The sequence below is a fragment of the Streptomyces sp. NPDC002853 genome, from assembly GCF_053591915.1.
This window is the reverse complement of record NZ_JBSFUS010000016.1, coordinates 65,123-87,828: the sequence shown is the minus strand read 5'-3', so window position 1 is coordinate 87,828 and position 22,706 is coordinate 65,123. Positions and strand designations below refer to the sequence as shown.

The 22,706-nt window shown below is 72.4% G+C and carries 18 protein-coding genes, 1 tRNA gene and 1 other RNA gene; 11 read left to right on the top strand and 9 right to left on the bottom strand.

Features of this window, described 5'->3' with window-relative positions; translation table 11 throughout:
- The first annotated feature begins 115 nt into the window (after positions 1–115).
- Complete coding sequence (gene upp, locus ACWD02_RS36930; RefSeq protein ID WP_363210194.1) at positions 116–751, top strand: uracil phosphoribosyltransferase; 636 nt, start codon at positions 116–118, stop codon at positions 749–751.
- A gap of 3 nt (positions 752–754) precedes the next feature.
- On the opposite strand, the gene ACWD02_RS36925 is transcribed toward upp, so the two are convergent.
- Together ACWD02_RS36925 and ACWD02_RS36920 are read right to left on the bottom strand one after the other, a co-directional pair.
- Positions 755–1,399, bottom strand: coding sequence for a LytR C-terminal domain-containing protein (locus tag ACWD02_RS36925; RefSeq protein ID WP_451219373.1), 645 nt, complete (start codon positions 1,397–1,399; stop codon positions 755–757).
- A 166-nt stretch (positions 1,400–1,565) separates the two neighbouring features.
- Entirely contained in the window at positions 1,566–1,862 is a 297-nt protein-coding gene (locus ACWD02_RS36920; protein WP_003955420.1) for a type II toxin-antitoxin system VapB family antitoxin, read from the bottom strand.
- 264 nt (positions 1,863–2,126) lie between these two features.
- On the opposite strand from ACWD02_RS36920, the gene ACWD02_RS36915 reads away from it, so the two are divergent.
- On the top strand, positions 2,127–3,677 hold the full coding sequence (locus tag ACWD02_RS36915) for a helicase HerA-like domain-containing protein (protein ID WP_451219370.1): 1,551 nt from the start codon (positions 2,127–2,129) through the stop codon (positions 3,675–3,677).
- Between the two features lie 422 nt (positions 3,678–4,099).
- On the opposite strand, the gene ACWD02_RS36910 is transcribed toward ACWD02_RS36915, so the two are convergent.
- Together ACWD02_RS36910 and ACWD02_RS36905 are read right to left on the bottom strand one after the other, a co-directional pair.
- Positions 4,100–4,255 (bottom strand): hypothetical protein, encoded by a 156-nt coding sequence (locus ACWD02_RS36910; protein WP_451219367.1) that lies wholly within the window; start codon positions 4,253–4,255, stop codon positions 4,100–4,102.
- Between the two features lie 622 nt (positions 4,256–4,877).
- On the bottom strand, positions 4,878–5,456 hold the full coding sequence (locus ACWD02_RS36905) for an HhH-GPD-type base excision DNA repair protein (protein WP_451219364.1): 579 nt from the start codon (positions 5,454–5,456) through the stop codon (positions 4,878–4,880).
- Between the two features lie 200 nt (positions 5,457–5,656).
- On the opposite strand from ACWD02_RS36905, the gene ACWD02_RS36900 reads away from it, so the two are divergent.
- Positions 5,657–7,258 carry an ABC-F family ATP-binding cassette domain-containing protein gene (locus ACWD02_RS36900; RefSeq protein WP_451219361.1) on the top strand — a complete coding sequence of 534 codons (1,602 nt, stop codon included), beginning with the start codon at positions 5,657–5,659 and terminating at the stop codon, positions 7,256–7,258.
- Here the strand turns inward: ACWD02_RS36900 and ACWD02_RS36895 are convergent.
- Complete coding sequence (locus tag ACWD02_RS36895) at positions 7,255–8,472, bottom strand: cation:proton antiporter (protein WP_451219358.1); 1,218 nt, start codon at positions 8,470–8,472, stop codon at positions 7,255–7,257. The two genes, ACWD02_RS36900 and ACWD02_RS36895, sit on opposite strands and share 4 nt — an antisense overlap.
- A 55-nt stretch (positions 8,473–8,527) precedes the next feature.
- A complete protein-coding gene (locus ACWD02_RS36890; protein WP_451219355.1) occupies positions 8,528–9,457 on the bottom strand; it encodes a LysR family transcriptional regulator in 930 nt (309 codons plus the stop codon).
- A gap of 124 nt (positions 9,458–9,581) precedes the next feature.
- Here ACWD02_RS36890 and ACWD02_RS36885 point away from each other — a divergent pair, with 124 nt between their 5' ends.
- Both ACWD02_RS36885 and ACWD02_RS36880 read left to right on the top strand, forming a co-directional pair.
- Positions 9,582–10,067 carry a cupin domain-containing protein gene (locus ACWD02_RS36885; protein WP_451219352.1) on the top strand — a complete coding sequence of 162 codons (486 nt, stop codon included), beginning with the start codon at positions 9,582–9,584 and terminating at the stop codon, positions 10,065–10,067.
- 8 nt (positions 10,068–10,075) lie between these two features.
- Positions 10,076–13,312: a BTAD domain-containing putative transcriptional regulator gene (locus tag ACWD02_RS36880; RefSeq protein ID WP_451219349.1), complete on the top strand. Its 3,237-nt coding sequence runs from the start codon at positions 10,076–10,078 to the stop codon at positions 13,310–13,312.
- Positions 13,313–13,376: 64 nt separating this feature from the next.
- Here ACWD02_RS36880 and ACWD02_RS36875 read toward each other — a convergent pair whose 3' ends face one another.
- Positions 13,377–14,201 carry an ABC transporter permease gene (locus ACWD02_RS36875; RefSeq protein ID WP_451219346.1) on the bottom strand — a complete coding sequence of 275 codons (825 nt, stop codon included), beginning with the start codon at positions 14,199–14,201 and terminating at the stop codon, positions 13,377–13,379.
- A gap of 102 nt (positions 14,202–14,303) precedes the next feature.
- Positions 14,304–15,257 (bottom strand): ATP-binding cassette domain-containing protein, encoded by a 954-nt coding sequence (locus ACWD02_RS36870; protein WP_451219343.1) that lies wholly within the window; start codon positions 15,255–15,257, stop codon positions 14,304–14,306.
- 366 nt (positions 15,258–15,623) lie between these two features.
- On the opposite strand from ACWD02_RS36870, the gene ACWD02_RS36865 reads away from it, so the two are divergent.
- From ACWD02_RS36865 to ACWD02_RS36855, 3 genes are read left to right on the top strand one after another with little or no spacing between them, the layout of a single operon-like run.
- Positions 15,624–17,003, top strand: a complete 1,380-nt coding sequence (locus tag ACWD02_RS36865; RefSeq protein WP_451219340.1) for an FAD-binding oxidoreductase — start codon at positions 15,624–15,626, stop codon at positions 17,001–17,003.
- 53 nt (positions 17,004–17,056) lie between these two features.
- Positions 17,057–17,341, top strand: coding sequence for a hypothetical protein (locus ACWD02_RS36860; protein ID WP_451219337.1), 285 nt, complete (start codon positions 17,057–17,059; stop codon positions 17,339–17,341).
- Between the two features lie 57 nt (positions 17,342–17,398).
- Positions 17,399–18,508, top strand: coding sequence for a sulfite oxidase (locus ACWD02_RS36855; RefSeq protein WP_451219334.1), 1,110 nt, complete (start codon positions 17,399–17,401; stop codon positions 18,506–18,508).
- A 70-nt stretch (positions 18,509–18,578) separates the two neighbouring features.
- Here the strand turns inward: ACWD02_RS36855 and ACWD02_RS36850 are convergent.
- A tRNA-Ser gene (locus ACWD02_RS36850) sits at positions 18,579–18,666 on the bottom strand.
- 121 nt (positions 18,667–18,787) lie between these two features.
- Here ACWD02_RS36850 and ffs point away from each other — a divergent pair.
- The 3 genes from ffs (at position 18,788) to purD (ending at position 22,686) form a co-directional block, all read left to right on the top strand.
- Positions 18,788–18,886: signal recognition particle sRNA small type (gene ffs / locus ACWD02_RS36845), an RNA gene on the top strand.
- Between the two features lie 44 nt (positions 18,887–18,930).
- Positions 18,931–21,288: a DNA polymerase III subunit gamma and tau gene (locus ACWD02_RS36840; protein WP_451219331.1), complete on the top strand. Its 2,358-nt coding sequence runs from the start codon at positions 18,931–18,933 to the stop codon at positions 21,286–21,288.
- A gap of 144 nt (positions 21,289–21,432) precedes the next feature.
- On the top strand, positions 21,433–22,686 hold the full coding sequence (purD, locus tag ACWD02_RS36835; RefSeq protein WP_451219328.1) for a phosphoribosylamine--glycine ligase: 1,254 nt from the start codon (positions 21,433–21,435) through the stop codon (positions 22,684–22,686).
- The last annotated feature ends 20 nt before the right edge of the window (positions 22,687–22,706 follow it).

The following is a 22,706-nucleotide window of genomic DNA, read 5'->3' as shown; positions in this document are numbered from 1 at the left end:
GTCCACTTTCCCCCGTACGGCGGGTTTGATGCCAGCGCTGGTTGTTCCGGGGGTGACGGGAGGTGCCCCTGACGAGGGGAGAGCAGGTGCCCCGGGCGCGGTTACCGTTGAAGGCATGCGTATCCACGTCGTCGACCACCCGCTGGTGGCGCACAAACTCACCACGCTGCGCGACAAGCGCACCGACTCACCTACCTTCCGGCGTCTCGCCGACGAGCTGGTCACCCTGCTCGCGTACGAGGCCACCCGGGACGTGCGCACCGAGCAGGTCGACATCGAGACCCCGGTCACCCCGACGACCGGCGTCAAGCTGTCGCACCCGCGCCCCCTGGTCGTGCCGATCCTGCGCGCCGGGCTCGGCATGCTGGACGGCATGGTGCGGCTCCTGCCGACCGCCGAGGTGGGCTTCCTCGGGATGATCCGCGACGAGGAGACCCTGCAGGCGTCGACGTACGCGACGCGCATGCCGGAGGACCTCTCCGGGCGTCAGGTGTACGTCCTGGACCCGATGCTGGCCACCGGCGGCACGCTCGTCGCGGCCATCCAGGAACTGATCAAGCGCGGCGCCGACGACGTCACCGCCGTGGTGCTCCTCGCCGCGCCCGAGGGCGTCGAGATCATGGAGCGTGAGCTCGCGGGCACGCCGGTGACGGTCGTGACGGCGTCGGTGGACGAGCGGCTCAACGAGAACGGCTACATCGTCCCGGGCCTCGGCGACGCCGGGGACCGGATGTACGGGACCGCGGAGTAGCGCTCAGCAGTTCTTCCTGCCGTCGGACGTCGAGGGCGCCGGCTTGGGTTCGGCGAGTACCGCCAGAGCCTTGTCGGCGTCCTCTTTCTTTGCCAGATCCTTGAACTTCGTGCCCAGGATGAGGTCCACCTCGCCGCCCTTGCGGGCGTCGGCCTTGCTCTCGGCGCCCGCGAGCTGCGTGCCCAGTACCGGCAGCGCGGTGTCCGTGGCGGTCCTGGCACCGAGCAGCATCCCGGTGCCCTTGACCTTCTTGTCGTACTCCTTCGGCGCGTTGTCCACCTTGCCGATGGCGAAGCCGCGCTTCTTGAGCTCGGCCGCGACGTCCTTGGCGAGGCCGGATCGGGGCGTGGCGTTGTAGACGTTGACCTTGACCTGGCCCGGCTTGGGCAGCGCCTTGGGGGCGGGCTTGGCCGAGGGGGCGGGCTTGGCCGCGCAGCCGTTGCGCGAGCTCGCCGCGGTGGCCTTGTCGCCGCCCGTGAAGACATCGATGAGCTGCAGTGTTCCCCAGCCGATCAGGCCGACCGCCACGACGGACGCGACCACCGCGAGCACGAGCCTGCGGCGGCCACGGGGTCGGCGCATTCGCGGGTACTTGGCCCCCGTGATGCGGTACTTGCCGCCCATGCCGGGGGGAGTGAGCATGCTCATGGGCGCAGCGTAGTGCGACGACGCCGTGATGCCTACTAAATGATCATTGGCTTGGGCGCAGTCCAACCCGAAAGGGCCAATGCGGGTGTGGGCGCGGGCACGGATGTGGACGTGAGGTGGGCACGCGTGAGACACGCGTGCCCGATGTCATGGCCGTGTGCCGCCGTCAGCCCAGTTCGAGTACGCGGGCGTGCAGCACCTGGCGCTGCTGGAGCGCCGCACGGACCGCGCGGTGCAGTCCGTCTTCCAGGTACAGGTCGCCCTGCCACTTCACCACGTGCGCGAACAGGTCGCCGTAGAACGTCGAGTCCTCCGCGAGGAGTGTCTCCAGGTCCAGCTGGCCCTTGGTCGTCACGAGCTGATCGAGGCGGACCGGGCGCGGCGCGACGTCCGCCCACTGCCGGGTGCTTTCCCGGCCGTGGTCGGGGTACGGCCGGCCGTTTCCGATGCGCTTGAAGATCACACGGAAAGCCTACCGGGCAAGGCTCTCCGGGCGCAGCCATGGAGACGCAGTGCGACTCTGGGAAATGACGCCGGATATCGGGGCAAACCGGTAACACTCAAGCCGGGAACAGGGGCAGAAGTGAGCGACAGCCAGCCGATCCCGTCCATGTCGGGGCCCGCAAACCCCTCTAACGTGTCTTCGCCGGTCACAGAGGTGACGACCGGAGGGGAAGGTTCCGGCGGGGGTGTCGGTCCAGGGAATGCCGCGCTGCCCCAGGAAGCGATGGAGATCGTCTCCGGCTATGCCTTCGCCGGGCCCGCGCTGGACCTCGGCGCGCTCCTGTGGGACGGGAGCTGTCTGCCCGACGCCCAGATCCGTGTCCCGCTGGCCATGCTCAACCGGCACGGGCTCGTCGCGGGCGCGACCGGCACCGGGAAGACGAAGACCCTCCAGCTCATCGCCGAGCAGTTGGCCGCGCAGGGTGTGCCGGTGTTCCTCGCCGACATCAAGGGGGACGTGTCCGGGATCTCGGTGCCGGGGGCGTACGGCGAGAAGGTCGTCGGGCGGGCGCGGGAGGTCGGACAGACGTGGGAGGCGACGGGCTTCCCGAGCGAGTTCTACGCCCTTGGTGGGATCGGCACCGGGATTCCGGTGCGGGCCACGATCACGAGCTTCGGCCCCGTGCTGCTGTCGAAGGTGCTGCAACTGAACCGGACCCAGGAGCAGTCGCTGGCGTTGATCTTCCATTACGCCGACCAGAAAGGGCTCGAACTGGTCGACCTGAAGGACCTGCGGGCCGTGGTGACGTTCCTGACGTCGGACGAGGGCAAATCCGAGCTCAAGGGGATCGGCGGGCTCTCCACGGTCACCGCGGGCGTCATCCTGCGGGCGCTGACCGCCTTCGAGGCGCAGGGCATGGGGGAGTTCTTCGGGGAGCCGGAGTTCGACACGAGCGAGTTCCTGCGGGTGGCGCCGGACGGCCGTGGTCTGGTGTCGGTGCTCGAACTGCCCGCCGTGCAGGACAAGCCGCAACTCTTCTCGACGTTCCTGATGTGGCTCCTCGCGGACCTCTACAACGACCTGCCCGAGGTGGGGGATGTCGATCAGCCGAAGCTCGTCTTCTTCCTCGACGAGGCGCACCTGCTCTTCAACGGGGCGTCGAAGGCGTTCCTGGAGGCGATCACGCAGACCGTGCGGCTGATCCGCTCGAAGGGGGTCGGCGTCTTCTTCGTGACGCAGACGCCGAAGGACGTGCCCGCCGACGTCCTCGCCCAGCTGGGCAACCGCGTCCAGCACGCGCTGCGGGCCTTCACCCCGGACGACCAGAAGGCGCTGAAGGCGACGGTCCGTACGTTCCCGAACTCGGCGTACGACCTGGAGGAGACGCTGACCGCGATCGGCACGGGCGAGGCGGTGATCACCGTACTGAGCGAGAAGGGCGCGCCCACGCCGGTGGCCGTGACACGGCTGCGGGCCCCGGAGTCGCTGATGGGCCCGGTGGAGGCCGGCGCACTCGACGCGGCGGTAAAGGGGTCACCGCTGTACGGGCGGTACGCGGAGGCGGTCGACCGTGAGTCGGCCTACGAGAAGCTGACCGCACGTCAGGCAGAGGCGGAGGAGGCAGCCGCGGAGGTCGCGGCTGCCGCGGAGGCGGCGAAGGCAGGGGGCAAGCCGGGGGCCAAGGACAGGGACCACAAGGCCGAGGCTCCCGAATCCGTGGTGGACCAGGTGGTGGGGAGCGGCATCTTCAAGTCGCTGGCGCGGTCGCTGGGGACGCAGATCGGGCGAGAGATCTCCAGGTCGGTGTTCGGGACGGCGCGGCGTAGACGGTGATTTGGGGGGGGCGGCCGGAGGGGGAGGGGGCGGCCGTCAGGGTGGTGAAGGTGGGTGGTGAAGGTGGGGGTGTGGGGGTGCTGGTCGGGCGAGGGGTCTTGCGGGTGGTGTTTGGGGTGGTTCGGCGCTGACGCTGAAATCTGGGCGGGGCGCCCGCGTCGGAGCGGGTGGCCGTGGGGGTGGTGAAGGTGGGGGTGTGGGGGACGTAGGTCGGGTGGGAGGTCTCCAGGTCGGTGTTCGGGACGGCGCGGCGTAGACGGTGATTTGGGGGGGGCGGCCGGAGGGGGAGTGGGTGGCCGTGGGGGTGGTGAAGGTGGGGGTGTGGGGGACGTAGGTCGGGTGGGGGGGTCTCGTGGGTGACGTCAGGGGTGGTGCGGCGCAGACGCTGTGCCTGGCGTCGGCGTCTGCGCCGGTGGGGTGGGTCAGCGGTCGTGGTTCTGCTCGGGGCGCTCGCGCTCCTTCCGCTGGTGCTGTTCGGCCTCTTCCGTCTGTGTCGGGGCCGTGGCGGGGCCGGGCGCGTTGCGTACGGCTTCGGCGCGGAGGAGGGCGTGCAGGGCCGCGTACGGGTCGATGGGCATGGGTGTCTGTCCTGTCGTTCGCTGCTGGTGGGGTGGGCTGAGGCGGGCCTGTCAGCAGCGGAGGACGACGGAGCGTGGTGCGGGTACGTGTTCACGACACCGGGCGGGCAAGGGGAGGCTCCGGCGCGGGGCGCGCGGGCGGGCGGCCGGAACGGTGACGGTGACGGGACGTCTGCCGGACACCCTGGCGGAACTGTCGGAGGTGTCCTGGTGGGCCTCCCCTGCGGGCTCTGTGGAGACGGCAGCGGGTGGGGCGGGGGCGGCCTCGCAGGGGGAGGCGGGAGCGAGGACGGTGCCAAGGAGGGCCAGCAGAATGAGGACGGCGCGCAGCCACACGGGGCGGCGGGACGCGACGCGGCTCATGAGGGTCATGTCCCACGGCTGACCCCGCTTGCTGTGGCCCGACGCTCAGATCCGCCCTCTTGGGCTACGGGGGCGAGTCCCCGGCCCGCCCCCACGAGAAGGCGGCCGAACCCCGACGCCCCACCGCGCCCCCTCTCACCCCACGCCCGGCACCCGCCCGCCCTTCGAGAGCCGCGGGCTCATTCGGTACGGGGCGTACGCGGGGTAATCGGGCGAGTGGGAGAGGCCCCCGGTCAGGGAGAGGCCCCCAGGCCCAGCTTCACGTGCCGGAAGCCTTCGCCTTGAGCTCCTGCTTATGGGCGCGGACCCGCCGCAAACTCTCGGGCCCGGTGATGTCCGCGACAGAGCGATACGCGTCCGGCTCCCCATAGGCCCCCGCCGCCTCCCGCCAGCCGTCAGGACGTACGCCCAGCTGCTTGCCGAGCAGAGCCAGGAAGATCTGGGACTTCTGCTTGCCGAAGCCGGGGAGGTCGTTCAGGCGCTTCAGGAGATCCTTGCCGGACGCGGCGCCCTCCCACAGGGCGGCGGGGTCACCCCCGTAATGCTCCACGAGGTAAGCGCACAGCTGCTGGATCCGCTTCGCCATCGACCCCGGATACCGATGCACCGCGGGCTTCGCGGAGAGCAGGGCGGCGAACCCCTCGGGGTCGTACGCCGCGATCTCGTGCGCGTCGAGATCGTCCGCGTCCAACCGCCGAGCGATCGTGAGCGGGCCCGCGAAGGCCCACTCCATCGGGACCTGCTGGTCCAGCAGCATCCCGACGAGCGCGGCCAGCGGACTGCGGCCGAGGAGCTCATCGGCTTCCGGCTCCTGGGCCAGGTGCAGGGTGACGTCCATGGGGTCGATCATCCCGCGCGGAGCGGAGCCCCGCACGGTGGTGCGAGCCCGGCCCGTGACGTCCGTGGCGGGGAAATCCCCGTGCGGTCCCCGATCCCCGCCCGCTACCCTCGCCGTATGTCTACGCCCCGCATCTCCTAGCCAGGACACCGGTCTCCACGTCACCCGTGTGTCCATTCGCTACTGCGGAGCGTTACCCCATGATCACCGCCCGACGCATCGACGTCCGCGGCGGCGCCCGGCTACTGCTGGCCGGCGCCTCCTTCCACATCGCCCCCGGCGACCGCATCGGCCTCGTCGGCCGTAACGGCGCCGGCAAGACCACCCTGCTCAAGGCCCTCGCGGGGCAGCTCGCCCCGGCCGCGGGCACCCTCACCCGCACCGGCTCCCTCGGCTACCTCGCCCAGGACCCCGCCGCCGCCGACCCGAACGGCACCGTCACGGCCCGCATCCTCTCCGCCCGCGGTCTCGACCGGGCGGCGCAGGCCCTGCGTACCGCCGAGAGCGCCATGGCCTCGGCGGCGAGCGCCGCCGAGCAGCGGCGGGCCATGGACGCCTACGCCCGCGCGGACGACGCGTTCCAGGCCCGGGGCGGGTACGCCGCCGAGGCGGAGGCCGCCCGCGTGGCCGCCGGTCTCGGGCTCCCCGAGCGCACGATGGACACGCCGGTCGGCCACCTCTCCGGCGGCCAGCGGCGCCGCGTCGAGCTGGCCCGCATCCTCTTCTCGCGCCACGACACCCTGCTCCTCGACGAGCCGACCAACCATCTGGACGCCGATTCGGTGGGCTGGCTGCGGGGCTATCTGGGGTCCTATCCCGGCGGGCTCGTGCTGATCAGCCATGACACCGGGCTGCTCGCGGACACCGTCAACCGCGTCTTCGCGCTCGACCCGGGCCGCGCCGCCCTCGACGTGCACAACACCGGCTGGCGCACCTATCTCGACCAGCGCGCGGCCGACGAGCGGCGGCGCGGCCGCGAGCGGGCCAACGCCGAGCGGAAGGCCGCGTCGCTGCGCAGCCAGGCGGAGAAGATGCGCTCGCACGTCGCCACCGCCACCGCGGCGAAGAACATGGCCCGCCGCGCCGACCGGATGCTCGCCGCCACCGAGCCGGTGCGGCGGAGCGAGCGGGTCGCGCGGATCCGGCTGCCCGAGCCCGCGCCGTGCGGACGTACGCCGCTCGGCGCGGTCAGCCTGGTGAAGGCGTACGGAGGCCGTCGCGTGCTCGGCGGCGTCGACCTGGCCGTCGACCGCGGCAGCCGGCTCGTCGTCCTGGGGTTCAACGGCGCGGGGAAGACCACCCTCCTGCGTCTCCTCGCCGGGGCCGAACTCCCGGACAGCGGGCGTGTGGTGCACGGTCACGGTGCCCGGCTCGGCTACTTCGCGCAGGAGCACGACACCCTCGACCCGGGGATGACCGTGCGGGAGAACCTCGCCGCCGCCGCTCCCGGCCTGACGGACGGTGAAGTGCGGGGCGTCCTGGGGTCCTTCCTGTTCCGCGGGGACGACGCCGACAAGCCCGCAGCGGTGCTCTCCGGTGGCGAGAAGACCCGGCTCGCGCTCGCGGGGCTCGTGCACTCGGGGGCGAACGTGCTGCTCCTCGACGAGCCGACCAACAACCTCGACCCGGCCTCGCGCGACGAGGTGCTCGGCGCCGTGGGCACGTATCCGGGCGCGATCGTGATGGTCACGCACGACGAGGGGGCGGTCGACGCGCTGCGGCCCGACCGCGTGCTGCTCCTGCCGGACGGGACCGAGGATCTCTGGGGCCCTGACCACCGCGAGCTCGTCGCGCTCGCCTAGATCCCGTCGGACGTGCCCTGACCGGTGCCGGGGGCGCTGAGGCCGCGTGGCGAACGTGCCCGCAGCCTCAGTGCCGCCAGCGGGAAGACGAGCACCGACACCATCGCGGCCCCGACCAGCGCCGCGGCCTCACCCGCCGTCAGGGCCTTGTCGTCGAGGCCGATCGTGGTGATCGCGACGACGAGCGGCAGGGCCGTCGACGAGTAGAGCGTGAGCGCGCGCCGGTCGTGCGCGGCCAGGTCACGCGGGGCGAGGAAGTACACCGGCAGGCCGCGTACGACGAGGAAGAGGAGGAGGAAGGCGGGCAGCAGGACGAGTGCTCGGCCGCCGTGCAGCAGGGCGTCCAGGTCGAACTCGATGCCGGCGACGACGAAGAAGACCGGCACCAGGAAGCCGAAGCCCATCGCCTCGATCTTCCCGAGGACCACCTCGCTGCTCCCGGGCGCCGCGCCCTGCAGCACGAGCCGGGTGAGCAGGCCCGCCGCGAACGCGCCCAGGAGCGTGTCGAGGCCGAAGGCGTACGAGAGGCCGAGCATCGCGGCGAGCAGCAGCATCACGAAGCGCACCGCGAACTGGCCGCTGCTGTGCAGGGTCTTGTCGATGACCTGGGAGAACCAGGGCGGCCTCGGCCGCATCGCCCAGAAGACCGCGAGGGCCGTGACGGCGGCGAAAGCGACGAGCACCACGGTCGAGACGCCGGGGGAGCGTCCGCTCAGGAGCAGCGACATCGCGATGATCGGGCCGAACTCGCCGACCGCGCCGAAGGCCATCATCACCGTCCCGAAGCGGCCGCGCAGGTCCCCGGAGTCGCGCAGGATCGGGAGCACGGTGCCGAGCGCGGTGCTGGTCAGTGCCGTGCCGATGACGAAGCTCTTGGTGACGGCGCCCGCGGTCAGCGCGAACGCGACGCCGAGTCCGAGCGCCAGCGAGATCACCCACGCCCACACCGAACGGCGCAGGGTGTCGCCGCGGACGGCGCCGAACTGGATCTCGTACCCCGCGAGAAAGATCAGCATCGTGAGGCCGAGGTCCGAGAGGACGTCGATGACCGCTTCCTGGTGGGCCCATCCCAGCACGTCGGGGCCGATGAGGATGCCGAGCAGGATCTCGAAGATGACCAGGGGGACGGGGAGCCAGCGGCTGAAGCCGTGGGTGAGGAGGGGGGCGAGCACGGCGACGGCCATGATCAGGATGAGGGTCCCCGGCTGCGACATGGTTTGTATTTAACCTAAAGCAGGGCAAAACCTCTCGCTCCTCGGCCGCCGCGCCCTACGAACGTCCGGGCAGGCGATTCTCGGCGGAGGGCAGTTGGGCCGCCGTGGCCCGCAGTGCGTCCAGGAGGCCCCCGACCGCCGGGCGGTCCGGCGCCGGTCCCCGCACCGCCGCGTGGATCGACCGGAGCGGCACCGGGTTCCGGACCTCGCGGACGACGACCCCGGAGTGGGGCGTGTCCAGGCCCAGTTCCGGTACGAGGCTGACGCCGAGCCCCGCGGCGACGAAGCCCTGCGCCGTGGCGTAGTCACCGCTCTCCACCACGAAGTCCGGGCTGAAGCCGGCCGACCCGCACGCTTCGAGGATGGGGTCGAGGCAGGGCCCCGGCGACTCGCTCGCCACCCACGGTTCGTCGGCCAGGTCCGTCATCTCCAGGAGCCGCTTCGCGGCCAGGGGATGCCCCACGGGCAGCACCGCCTTGTACCGGTCGTCCAGGAGATGCTCGAACCGGACGCCCTCCACGCCCAGTTGGCCCCGCGGCCTGACCACGAGGGCGAGATCGGCCTGCCGGTCCCGGACCGCGGGCATCGGATCGTCGGGATCCGACAGCTTCAACTCGACCCGCACCTCCGGCTGCGCGCGCCGGAGCGCGGCCAGGGCCGGGGCGACCAGCCTGGCGCCCGCGGTCGTGAAGTACCGCATCGCGACCCGGCCCGTCCGCCCGGACCGCAGCCCGGCGAGCGCCGTCTCCGCCTCGGCGAGCTGTCGGCCGATCGCCACCGCGTACTCGGTGAGCAGCCGCCCGGCGTCCGTCGCCCGCACCCCGCGGCCGGTGCGCTCCAGGAGGGCGATGCCCGCCTCCTTCTCCAGGGCCGCCATCTGCTGGCTCACCGCGGAGGGCGTGTACCCGAGGTTGCGTGCCGCCGCGGTCACGGAGCCGCTGGTGACCACTGCACGGAGGACCTGCATGCGGCGCGTATCAAGCATGCAGGCCAGCTTAATCCTGCCCGGCAACCCTTACGCAGAACTAACAGGGCGAGTGGGTATCCGCTGGATAGGGTCAGCAGCCAGTGAGCGACAACTGACCGTGTCACGACGCAAGGAGCGGAACATGTCCTATCCGGAGCCCCGCTATCTCGGCGAAGAGGGCGAGATCAACGCCGTGTTCAGGCCGGCCGACCAGGAGCCCGACCTGGTGCGCCCCGGCGGCAACCGCACGCACTACCTCGCGACACACGCCGCCACCGGCGGCGAATTCGGCCTCTACAAGGTGGACTTGGGGCCGAAGTCCCCCGGGCCGAGCACCCACTTCCACAAGTCGATCTCGGAGTCCTTCTTCGTCCTGTCCGGCCAGGTCCAGCTCTACAACGGCGAGCGCTGGATCACCGGCGGCCCGGGCGACTTCCTGTACGTCCCGGTCGGCGGCCTGCACGCCTTCAAGAACGACGGCGACGACCCCGCCTCCATGCTCCTGCTGTTCTCGCCGGGCGCCCCGCGCGAGGAGTACTTCGAGCAGGTGGCGGAGATGGCCCAGAAGGGCGGCAAGGAGTTCGGCGAGTTCCTCGTCAAGCACGACAGCTTCTTCGTCGAGCGCTGAGGACCCCGGTGAAGATCTGCCTGCTCGGTGCGCTCGAAGTCACCGCCGGCGGCGCGGCACCCCTCGCCTTGGGCGGCGTACGGCTGCGGATGCTGCTCGCCAGGCTCGCCCTGGAAGGCGGGCGCCCGGTGTCCGTCGACGCTCTGGTCGACGGTCTGTGGGGCGAGCAGCCGCCCGCGGACGCGGGCAACGCCCTGCAGGCGCTGGTGTCCCGGTTGCGCAAGGCCCTGCGCGGCGCCGGGACGGTGGACTCGGTCGCGGGCGGCTACCGCGTCACGGTGGACGCCGACGACGTGGACGCCCACTGTTTCGAGACGCTGGCCGCGCAGGGCAGGCGTGAACTGGCCGCGGGCCGCCCGGCGGAGGCCGCCTCGACGCTCGCCGACGCCCTCGCCCTGTGGCGGGGGCCCGCCCTCACGGACGTCCTGGAGGCCCCCTTCGCCCGCCCCGCGGCCGCCCGTCTCGACGACCTGCGGACCGCCGCCGCCGAGGACCGCTTCGACGCGGAGCTGCGCCTGGGCCGGCACGCCGACATCCTCGCCGACCTCGAATCGGCGGGTGCGCACAGCCCGTTGAGCGAGCGCACGGCCGCCCTGCGGATGCGCGCGCTGTCCGCCGCGGGCCGCAACGCCGACGCGCTCGGCGTGTACGAGGAGATACGAGGCAGGCTCGGCGACGAACTCGGCGTGGACCCGTCGGCCGAGCTGCGGGACGTTCATCTCGCGCTGCTGCGAGGCGAGTTGGCGCAGCCGGTCGCGCGCCCCGAGGCCACCCCCGCGCCGAACCGTCTCCCCGCCCGGCTCACCAGCTTCGTCGGCCGTGACGCCGAACTCGACGAGGTCGCCGCGCTCCTCACCGCCTCCCGTCTCGTCACGCTCGTCGGACCCGGCGGCGCGGGCAAGACCAGGCTGGCGCTCGAAGCCGTCAGCCGGCACCGGGCCCACCGGCTCGGCCGGGTGTGGTTCGTGCCGCTGGCCGGTGTCGGCACCCCGGACCAGCTTGCGGATGCCGTGCACGCCGCGCTGAGCACGGGGTCGGTGGCCTCCGGCGACGGACTCACCGGCGCCGGCGCGGGGGTCGACCGCGTGACCGAGGTGCTCGACGTCGGCGAGACCGTCCTGGTGCTGGACAACTGCGAACACCTGGTGGAGGCGGCGGCGGACCTCGCGCACGAACTCCTCGACCGCCTCCCGCACCTGAGGATCCTCGCCACCAGCAGGGAACCCCTCGCCATCACCGGCGAGGCGCTGTGCCACCTCGGCCCGCTCGGGGTGCCCGCGGGGACCCCGGAGCTCGCGGAGGCGGCCGGCTCGGCGGCGGTACGCCTTTTCACCGACCGGGCGACCGGAGTACGGCCCGGCTTCGCGCTCGACGCGTCCACCGTGGACCCGGTGGTGGAGATCTGCCGGCGTCTCGACGGCCTCCCGCTCGCCCTCGAACTGGCCGCGGCCAAGCTGCGTTCGATGAGCGTCGGCCAGATCGCGCGCCGCCTCGACGACCGGTTCCGCTTGCTCACCTCGGGCAGCAGGACCGCGCTGCCGCGCCAGCGCACGCTGCTGGCGCTGGTCGAGTGGAGCTGGGACCTGCTCGACGAGCCCGAGCGGATCCTCACCCGCAGACTGTCGGTGTTCCCCGGCGGGGCGACCGTCGCGGCCCTGGAGGCGGTCTGTTCGGACGAGACGCTGCCCGCCGACGACGTGCTGTACGTCCTCGGGTCCCTCGTGGAGAAGTCCCTCCTGGAGACCTCCGACGACGCCGACGGCGAGCAGCGCTACCGCATGTCGGAGACGGTGCGCGCCTTCGCGGCGGGCCGCCTGGCCGAGGCGGAAGCGGAGGCCGCACCCGCGCCCGAGGGCGGCGCCCGGACCGCGGACCGCTTCGCCGCCTACTTCCTCGCACTCGCGGAGCACCACGAACCCGCCCTGCGCACCGGCGACCAGCTCCGCTCGCTCGCGCTGTTCGACGCCGAGCACGACAACCTGGTCTCCGCCCTGCGCGGCGCCTTCGAGGCCAGGGACGCGGACCTGGCGTCCCGGTTCGTGCGCGCCCTGTTCTGGTACTGGGGGATCAGGGGGATGAGCACCCAGTTCGAGACGTTCCTCGCCGAGGTGCTCACCTTCGACGAGGCCCTGCCCGGCCGGGCGCGGGCCGCCTTCCGCGTGGTGCGCCTGATGGCGGGCACGCCCGGGGCCGCGGGCGGCGACGACATTCCCGTACGGACCCTGATCGAGGACTGCGAGCGGGCCGACGCCGGGGAGTTCCACCCGGCGCTGCTGCTGTGGATACCGATGCTCGCGTTCCTCACCGGCAACGCCGACCTGGGGGAGAGCGGCCTGCGGCGCGCCGCGGAGCGGCCGGAGCCCTGGGTGCGGGCGACGGCACACTGGGCGCGGGACTTCGTGCTCACCGGGCGGGGCGAGCAGCCCGCGGGAGCCGAACCGCGCCGCGCGGCCCTGCGGGGCTTCGAGGCAGTGGGCGACCGGTGGGGCCTCGGCCTGGCGCTGCTCGCCGTCGGCGGTGACCACTCCCTGCGCGGGGAGCACGCCGAGGCGATCGCCGCGTACGCGAGAGCGGTGGCCCTCAGCGGCGAACTGGGCGCCGAGGACGACCTGTTCAACAGCCTGGCCCGGCTCGCGGCGGAACGGCTGCGCGGCGGCGACCGGGAGGGCGCCCTGCGGGACATCCACGCGGCACAGCGGCAGGCCAAGGAGCGGGGCTACCGGCGGATGGAGGCCGAGATGCTGTTCAGCCTGGCCGAACTGCACCGCAGGTCGGGCGAGTTGGAGCAGGCCGACCTGGTCCTCGACCGCCTGGACACCGTCGCCGACCGGCTCACGCTCCCCGACGACATGGCCCGCGACCTGATCGCGGGCGCCCGCATGGCGAACCGGCTCGCACAGGGCGACGCCGTGCGGGCGCGCGAGCTCCTGCCGAGGGCGGTGAGCGGCGCCTTCGCCCGGGGCGAGGTCGCGGACATCGCGCGGGCCGCCGAACTCCTGGCCCGGCTCCTCCTGTTGGAGGGCGACGCGGCGGGGGCGGCCACCGCGCTCGGCATGAGCCAGGTCGTCCGGGGCGTGTTCGACGAGGGGGATCCGCAGCTGCGGGAGCTGGTGGGCGAGGTGGCCGAGCGGCTCGGCGCCGCCGGGTACGAGGAGGCGTACGGCCGGGGCGCGGGCCTGGCGAGGGCGGACGCACTGAACCGGCTGACCGGGGAGGCCGGTCAGCCGGTGACGTCGTACTGGTGATGGGTACTGGTGAGGCGTACCGGTGATGCGTACGGGGCTCGCGGGTCGGGAAGGGGGCGGCGGCTCAGGCGGCGCGCTTGCGGTAGGCCCGCATCGCGAGGGGGGCGAAGACCGCGATCACGCCGATCATCCAGGCCAGGCTGCCGAGCAGCGGTCCCGCGACCTCGCCGCCGTTGAGCAGGCCGCGCATGGTGTCGGACATCAGGCTGACGGGGTTGACGTCCGACCAGACCTGCAGCCAGCCCGGCATGGTGGTGTCCGGCACGAAGACGTTGCTGGCGAAGGTGAGCGGCAGGACCAGGACGGTCATCAGACCCTGCACGGAGCCGGGGGTCCTGACCAGCATGCCGACGTACACCGACATCCAGGAGAAGCTGACGGCGAAGCCGATGAGCACCGCGAGCGCGGCCAGTGCCGCCAGGGGGTCGGTGTCGGGCCGGTAGCCCATGACCAGGGCGAGGGCGATCAGCGTGACGAGGCAGACCACGTACCGGACGACGTCCGCGAGGACCGCGCCGATCAGGGGCGCCGAGCGGGCGATCGGCATGCTGCGGAAGCGGTCGAAGATGCCGGTGCTCGCATCGGCGTTGAGGGAGACGCCGATGCCGATGCTGGCCTGGAAGACGGTCATCACCATGATGCCGGGCGTGATCATCTGCAGGTAGGCGTCGGTGTCGCCGCCCGCGATGGCGCCACCGAAGAGGTAGACGAACATCAGCAGGAAGACGATCGGCGTGAGGACGACGTCGACGAGCCGTGCGGGCGACTTGACGAACTTGGTGATGCCGCGCCCGGCGAGCGCGAGGCTGTGGCGGGTGGCCTTGGCCGGGGTGACGCGGAGCGCGGGGCGGGCCGACCGCGGGGCGTGCGGGAGGGTGACGGTGCTCATGACGGGTTCCTTTTCGGCGTGAGGGCTTGGGGGAGTTGGGCCGCGGCGTGCGGTGACGGGTCACCCGGCGGCGGTCACCGGGCGGCGGTCACCGGTCGGCGGTCACCGGGCGGCGGCCTTCCTCGCCGCCCCGCCGGTGAGCGCCAGGAACACCTCGTCCAGGCTGGGCAGGCGCAGCCCCAGCTCGTCGGCGCTGATGCCGGCCCCGTCGAGGCGCCGTACGAGGGCGGAGATCAGCATCGGGTCGTCGACCGGCACGGTCAGCGATCCGTTGCCGGCGTCGCGCTGGGGCGCGGTGCCGGTCAGCTCGGCGAGGATGCCCGCCACGATGTCCAGGTCACCGGCGACGGTCGGCCGCACCTGCAGCGTCTGACCGCCGACCCGCCGCTTGAGCTCGTCGGGGCGTCCCTCCGCGACGACCCGGCCACGGTCGAACACGGTGATGGAGTCGGCGAGTTGATCGGCCTCCTCCAGGTACTGCGTGGTGAGCAGCACGGTGGCCCCGTCGGCGACCAGGCGCCGCACGACCGACCAGACCTCGGTGCGGGCATGCGGGTCCAGACCGGTGGTCGGCTCGTCCAGGTACAGCACCTCCGGCCGTCCCACCAGGCTCGCCGCGAGGTCGAGGCGGCGGCGCATCCCGCCGGAGAAGGTGCTGATGGGCCGCTGGGCGGCCTCCGTCAGCTCGAACTGCTCGAGGAGTTCGACGGCCCGCGCCCTGGCATCGCGCCGCGACAGGTCGAGCAGCCGTCCGAGGAGCACGAGGTTCTCGGCGCCGGACAGCTCCTCGTCCACGGAGGCGTACTGCCCGGTGAGCCCGATCAGGCCCCGGACCCGCACCTGGTCCCTGACCACGTCGTGGCCCCCGACGGTGGCGTGCCCCGCGTCGGGCCGCAGCAGCGTCGACAGGATGCGCACGGTGGTGGTCTTCCCGGCACCGTTCGGTCCGAGCACCCCGATCACCTTCCCGGCCGGGACCTCCAGGTCGACGCCGTCCAGCGCGACGAAGTCCCCGTACCTCTTGACCAGACCCTCGGCCTTGATGGCGTACGACATCGTGGTTCTCCTCCGCGGCCCTGTCCGGGCCTCTCGTCTCCGTGTTTCTCGACAAGGAGGACGATGCCGGGGGTGGCTGACAGCGGGCGGCCAGGGCGCTGACAGGAGCTGACAGGACGCGACCTGTTGCTGTCAGGTCCCGTCAGATCCCGTCAGGTCTCGTCGGACGCGGTCGCGCGCCGCCGGTGAATTGCGGGCCCGGCCGAACGGCGGGACGCTGGAGAAGTCAGCTCCGGGACGCCGGAGAGGACGGCTTCGCGGCTGACGGGGGGCGCCAGGACGCCGGCGCACGAACCGCTCACCGACGGCCCGACATGGGGGAGGCCGGTTGCGAGAAGCGGTCCGCGCCTCGGCAAGGAGCCCGTCATGGACGGCAGCACCCTCGAAGACATGAGAGCCGCACTGCGCGGCCCGGTCATCGGCCCGACGGACCCCGAGTACGACCGGGCCCGCACCATCTACAACGCGATGATCGACCGGCGCCCGGCCGCGCTCGTGCGGTGCGCGGACGCTGCGGACGTCATGGCAGCCGTCGACTTCGTCCGCGACCGGGGCCTGGAAGTCGCCGTCCGGGGCGGAGGCCACAGCGGCGCCGGACTCTGCGAGGTCGACGACGCCGTCACCATCGACCTCTCCCCCATGCGCTGGGCGCGCGTCGACCCCGTGGCGAGGACGGCCCGGGTCGGCGGCGGCAGTCAGCTCGGCGACCTGGACCACGCCGCCCACGCCTTCGGCCTCGCCACTCCCGCCGGCATCATGTCGACGACGGGCGTCGGCGGCCTCACCCTCGGCGGCGGCCACGGCCACCTCACCCGCAAGTACGGCCTGACGATCGACAACCTCGTCGCCGCGGACGTCGTGCTCGCCGACGGCAGTTTCGTCACCGCGAGCGAGTCCCAGCACCCGGACCTGTTCTGGGCCCTGCGCGGCGGAGGAGGCAACTTCGGCGTCGTCACCTCGTTCCGCTTCCGGCTGCACCCGGTGGGTGACGTGGTCGTGGCGGTCACCGTGTGGCCGGTCGACCTGACCGGTGACGTACTGCGCTGGTACCGCGACTTCCTGCCGCAGGCACCCGACGACCTGAACGGCTTCTTCGCCGCGCTCACCATCCCGCCGGGCCCGCCGTTCCCGGAGGAGATCCACGGCCGGAAGATGTGCGGCGTCGTGTGGTGCTGGACCGGCGACCCGGACGACGCCGAGCACGTGCTTGCCGCCGTGCGCGAACCGGGTTCGCCCGCCTTCCACTTCACCGCGCCGATGCCTTACCCGGCGCTGCAGACCATGTTCGACGAGCTGATCCCCACCGGCCTCCAGTGGTACTGGCGCGGCGACTTCTTCGACCGGATCACCGACGACGCGATCGACGTGCACAGGAAGTACGCCGAGAACCTCCCCACCGACCTGTCGACGATGCACCTCTACCCCGTCGACGGGGCCGCCGCCCGGGTCGACCAGGAGGAGACCGCGTGGGGTTACCGCGACGCGGTCTGGTCAGGGGTCATCGGCGGCATCGACCCGGACCCGGCCAACGCCGGGGCGATCAGGCAGTGGTGCGTCGACTACTGGGAGGAGCTGCACCCGCACTCCATGGGCGGCGCCTACGTGAACTTCATCGGCGAGGACGAGAGCCGGAGCCGCGTGACGGCCACCTACCGGGACCACTACGCCCGTCTCTCCCGCATCAAGAACGCCTACGACCCGGCCAACCTCTTCCACGCGAACCAGAACATCGCCCCGTCGCCATGACGGCGCGCCCACCCACCCAGGCACCTTCATCCATTTCCAGAGGAGCAGCCACGATGACGATCTTCATGCACGCTGCCGTACCGGGCATCACCACGGACCAGTACGACACCCTCAACGCCAAACTCCAGGAGACACCCGAGATCTTCGACGGCTGTATCGCGCACGTCTGCGTGCCGAGCGAGGACGGCCTGGACATCTACGACGTGTGGGAGTCCGAAGGCCACATGAACGCGTTCGCCGAGAAGATGATGCCGGTGGCGGCAGATCTCGGCTGGCCGGTCAGCGGAGGAAAGTCCGAGGTGTCCACCATCTACAACCACTGGATCCCCGGAACCTGAGAGCCGGGCGAGGCCAAGTCCCGTGCGGGCCCGGCCCGCATGGGCAACCATGGGGCCATGGAGCGGACATCGCTGGGCGCTGTCAGCACACCGGGACGCGTCGCCGCCACCGGTGAGGGCATCAGCGAGGAAGAACTGGCCCTCGCGGCACGCAACCACGGCCTGCCGCTCGAAGCCCTGCGCCACGACGTCACCCCCGCGGGCCTGCACTACGTGCTCGTCCACTACGACATCCCGTACATCCCCGAGGCGGACGCGAACGGATGGCGGCTTTCCGTGGGCGGGCGGGTCGGCAAGCCCCTGGACCTCGGCCTCGCGGAACTGCGGCGCCTGCCGTCCGTCACGCACCGGGTCACGATGGAGTGCGCGGGCAACGGCCGCGCCAGGCTGTCCCCGCGGCCGGTCAGCCAGCCCTGGCTGGTGGAGGCGGTGGGAACGGCCGACTGGACGGGCGTACCGCTGCGGACCGTGCTCGCCGAGGCGGACGTCGACGACGGCGCGGTCGAGGCGGTGTTCACGGGCGCGGACCACGGCATCGAGCGCGGCGTGGAGCAGGACTACCGGCGCAGCCTGCCGCTCCCCGTGGACGCGGACGTGCTGCTCGCGTACGAGATGAACGGTGCCCCGATCCCGCCCCAGCACGGCCACCCGCTGCGTCTCGTGGTCCCCGGCTGGTACGGCATGGGCAACGTCAAATGGCTCCGCTCCATCGAACTGGTCGACACCCCCTTCACCGGATTCCAGCAGGCGGTGGCGTACCGGTACCGCCAGTTCGCCGACGACCCCGGCGAGCCCGTCACGCGCATCGCCCCGCGCGCCCTGCTGATCCCGCCGGGCTTCCCGGACTTCATGTCACGGGTACGCGTGGTGCGCAGCGGTCCGGTGGAACTGCGGGGACGCGCGTGGTCCGGCCACGGCCCCGTCACGCGGGTCGAGCTGAGCACCGACGACGGCCACACCTGGACGGACGCCGAGGTCACCCCGCCGGGCCCGCACCGCTGGGCCTGGCAGCCCTGGCACACCACCTGGACCGCGACCCCCGGCCACCACACCCTGACGGCCCGCGCCACGGACGCCACCGGCCACACCCAGCCCCTCGAACCACCCTGGAACCGAGGCGGCTTCGCCAACAACGCGGTGCAACGCGTCCCGCTCCTGTGCCACTGAGCCCCCCGGAAACGGAGAAGGGCCCCGCTGCAAGCAGCGGGGCCCTTCAACATCGTGCCCGGTGAGGCACTGGCGGAGGATACGAGATTCGAACTCGTGAGGGGTTGCCCCCAACACGCTTTCCAAGCGTGCGCCCTAGGCCACTAGGCGAATCCTCCGCCGCAAACAATACAAGACGTTGGGGAGTGCTCGCGAACACGATCCACTCGGCGGCTTCCCGAGGTCGGAACGGTGTCCTCCCGGCGTCGCTTCCGGCCCCGGGCATCCGCTAAGGTGGGGCTCAGCCCCTCACGTGGCGCTATCTGACTGAACTCCCCCAGGGCCGGAAGGCAGCAAGGGTAGGTTGGCTCTGGCGGGTGCGTGGGGGGCGCTTTGCGTTGGGGCGGTCCTGGTTGTCAGTGGTCGCCATTAACCTCGTATGTGTGTCGTCTCTCGCGTTGTACCGCCGTTATCGCCCGGAGTCGTTCGCCGAGGTCATCGGGCAGGAGCATGTAACCGACCCGCTGCAGCAGGCGCTGCGCAACAACCGGGTCAATCATGCCTACCTGTTCAGTGGCCCGCGCGGCTGCGGCAAGACGACGAGCGCGCGCATCCTGGCCCGCTGTCTCAACTGTGAGCAAGGTCCCACCCCGACGCCCTGCGGCGAGTGCCAGTCCTGCCGTGACCTGGCGAGGAACGGCCCGGGATCGATCGACGTCATCGAGATCGACGCCGCCTCGCACGGAGGCGTGGACGACGCGCGTGATCTGCGGGAGAAGGCCTTCTTCGGGCCGGCGAGCAGCCGGTACAAGATCTACATCATCGACGAGGCGCACATGGTCACCTCGGCGGGCTTCAACGCCCTGCTGAAGGTGGTCGAGGAGCCGCCGGAGCACCTCAAGTTCATCTTCGCGACGACGGAGCCCGAGAAGGTCATCGGGACGATCCGGTCGCGCACGCACCACTATCCGTTCCGGCTCGTGCCGCCCGGGACCCTCCGCGAGTACTTGGCCGAGGTGTGCGGCCGGGAGCAGATGGCCGTCGAGGAGGGCGTGTTCCCGCTGGTCGTGCGGGCCGGTGCCGGGTCCGTGCGTGACTCGATGTCCGTCATGGACCAACTGCTGGCCTCCGCGGCGAACGACGGTGTGACGTATGCCATGGCGACGTCCCTGCTCGGCTACACGGACGGGTCGTTGCTCGACTCCGTGGTGGAGGCCTTCGCGTCGGGGGACGGCGCCGCCGCCTTCGAGATCGTCGACCGCGTCATCGAGGGCGGCAACGACCCGCGGCGCTTCGTCGCCGACCTGCTGGAGCGGCTGCGGGACCTGGTTATCCTCGCCGCGGTTCCGGACGCGGCGGAGAAGGGGCTCATCGACGCCCCCTCGGACGTCGTGGAGCGGATGCAGGCGCAGGCGAGCGTCTTCGGCGGCGCGGAGCTCAGCCGCGCAGCCGACCTGGTGAACGAAGGTCTCACGGAGATGCGGGGGGCGACCTCGCCCCGGCTGCAGCTCGAGCTGATCTGCGCCCGCGTGCTTCTCCCGGCCGCGTACGACGACGAGCGTTCGCTCATGGCCCGCCTCGACCGGCTGGAGCGTGGCGGCAACTTCATGGCGGCGGCGCAGGGCGGGGGAGCCGGACCGGCCATGGGGTACGCGCCGGGACCCGAGGCCCATGCGGGTGTGCAGCAGGGGGCGCCCATGCAGCCGGGGCCTGCCGCGCCGCAGGTTCCGCCGGGGGGCGGGGTCGCGGCGGCGCGGGCTGCGGTGCGGGGCGGGGGCCAGGCGGCTCCTGCTCCTACGTCTGCTCCCGCCGCTCCCACGCCTGCCACTACGCCTGCCCCTACGCCTGCCCCTACGTCTGCTCCCACTGCTCCTCCCGCCTCCGAGCCGGCGGCTCCGGTTCAGGAGAGCCCTCCGGTGACTTCTCCGGAGCCGGTTGCCGCCCCGCCGTCCGGTGAGCGGCGTCCCGGTGGGTGGCCCACGGCTTCGGCGCCCGGCAGTGGCCCGGCGAGGTCCGCTCCCGCGGCTTCCGCTCCGTCTGCTGCTGCTCCCGTGCCTGCTCCGGAGGCGGCTCCTCGGCCTGGCGGCTGGCCCACGGCCGCGGCGGCGGGGGGCGGCGCCCCGGCTCCGCAGCAGCCCGCGCCCGCGCAGGCGACGCCCGCTCCGGCGGCCTCCCAGGCTCCGGCGCAGGCCCCGGCCCAGGCGGCTCCGGTGGGCGGACCCGACCCGCGGACCCTGTGGCCGAACATCCTTGAGGCGGTGAAGGGCCGCCGCCGCTTCACCTGGATCCTGCTGAGCCAGAACGCCCAGGTGGCGGGCTTCGACGGGACGACCCTGCAGATCGGCTTCGTGAACGCGGGGGCGCGGGACAACTTCGCCAGCAGCGGCAGTGAGGACGTACTGCGGCAGGCGCTGTCCGAGCAGTTCGGGGTGCAGTGGAAGGTCGAGGCGATCGTCGACCCCTCGGGGGGCTCGGCGCCGCCCCCCGCCGCGGGCAACTTCGGGGGAAGCTCGCCGTCCGCGGGTGGATACGGGGGTGGTGTGCCGTCGGCTCCTCCGCAGCAGCAGCGGCAGTCGCCGCCGCCCGCGCAGCCCGCCGCCGGCCCGGCACCGGCCGCTCCCTCGCCTGCCCCGGCTCCCGCTCCGGCCCCGGAGCGGCGCGTCGTGGACCACGTCTCGCCGGAGGACGACACATGGGCGGACGACGACCCCGACCTGGTCGAGTCGGCCCTGTCCGGCCATGACCTGATCGTCCGCGAGCTGGGCGCGACGATCGTCGAGGAATACAACAACGAACCCTGACCCACCCCCCCGGAGGTGCCGGGGGAGGGCCTCAAGGGAGGGCCTCACACCGCCCCGCCCCTGGAGGAACGTACAAGCGAGGTGGCCCCCAGGACTGGGGCGGCCGTACGAAGGCACGGGCCACGCCAAGCTAGGCTGGCGCCCGTGAAGGTCCTCGTCATCGGCAGTGGTGCCCGCGAACACGCCCTGTGCCGCTCTCTGTCCCTCGACCCCGACGTCTCCGCCCTGTACTGCGCTCCCGGCAACGCCGGCATCGCGGACGTGGCCGAGCTGCACCCGGTCGACGCCCTCGACGGCAGCGCGGTGGCCGCCCTCGCCACCCGGCTCGGCGCCGACCTGGTGATCGTGGGCCCGGAGGCGCCCCTGGTCGCCGGAGTCGCCGATGCCGTGCGCGACGCCAAGATTCCCTGCTTCGGGCCCTCCGAGGAGGCCGCCCAGCTGGAGGGCTCCAAGGCCTTCGCCAAGGATGTGATGGCGGGCGCCAACGTGCCCACCGCCCGGTCCTACGTCTGCACGACCCCCGACGAGATCGACGAGGCGCTCGACGCCTTCGGGGCGCCGTACGTCGTCAAGGACGACGGCCTCGCCGCCGGCAAGGGCGTCGTCGTCACCGACGACATCGAGGCGGCCCGCGCCCACGCCCTGGCCTGCGACCGCGTCGTCATCGAGGAGTTCCTCGACGGCCCCGAGGTCTCGCTCTTCGCCGTCACGGACGGCGTCACCGTCGTCCCGCTGCAGCCCGCGCAGGACTTCAAGCGCGCGCTCGACGGGGACGAGGGGCCGAACACCGGCGGCATGGGCGCGTACTCGCCCCTCCCGTGGGCCGATCCGAAGCTGGTCGACGAGGTCATGGAGAGCGTGCTCCAGCCGACCGTCGACGAGCTGCGCCGCCGCGGCACCCCGTTCGCGGGGCTGCTCTACGCGGGGCTGGCGATCACCGGCCGCGGCGTACGCGTCATCGAGTTCAACGCCCGCTTCGGCGACCCCGAGACGCAGGTCGTCCTCGCCCGCCTGAAGACGCCGCTCGCCGGGGTCCTGCTGGCCGCCGCGAACGGCACCCTCGTGGACCTGCCCCCGCTGCGCTGGAGCGAGGACGCCGCGGTGACCGTGGTCATCGCCTCGCACAACTACCCGGAGACCCCGCGCACCGGCGACCCCATCGAGGGCCTCGGCGATGTCGCGGCACAGGATGCCCCGGACGCGTACGTCCTGCACGCGGGGACGAGGCGCGAAGGCGACGCCGTGGTCAGCGCGGGCGGCCGTGTGCTCTCTGTGACGGCCACCGGCACGGACCTGACCGAGGCCCGCGAGCGCGCGTACAAGGCGCTGGGCCGCGTCCGCCTCGACGGCTCCCAGCACCGTACGGACATCGCGGCGAAGGCCGCGTCGGAGGCCTAGCCCAGAGCGGCGAAACGGCT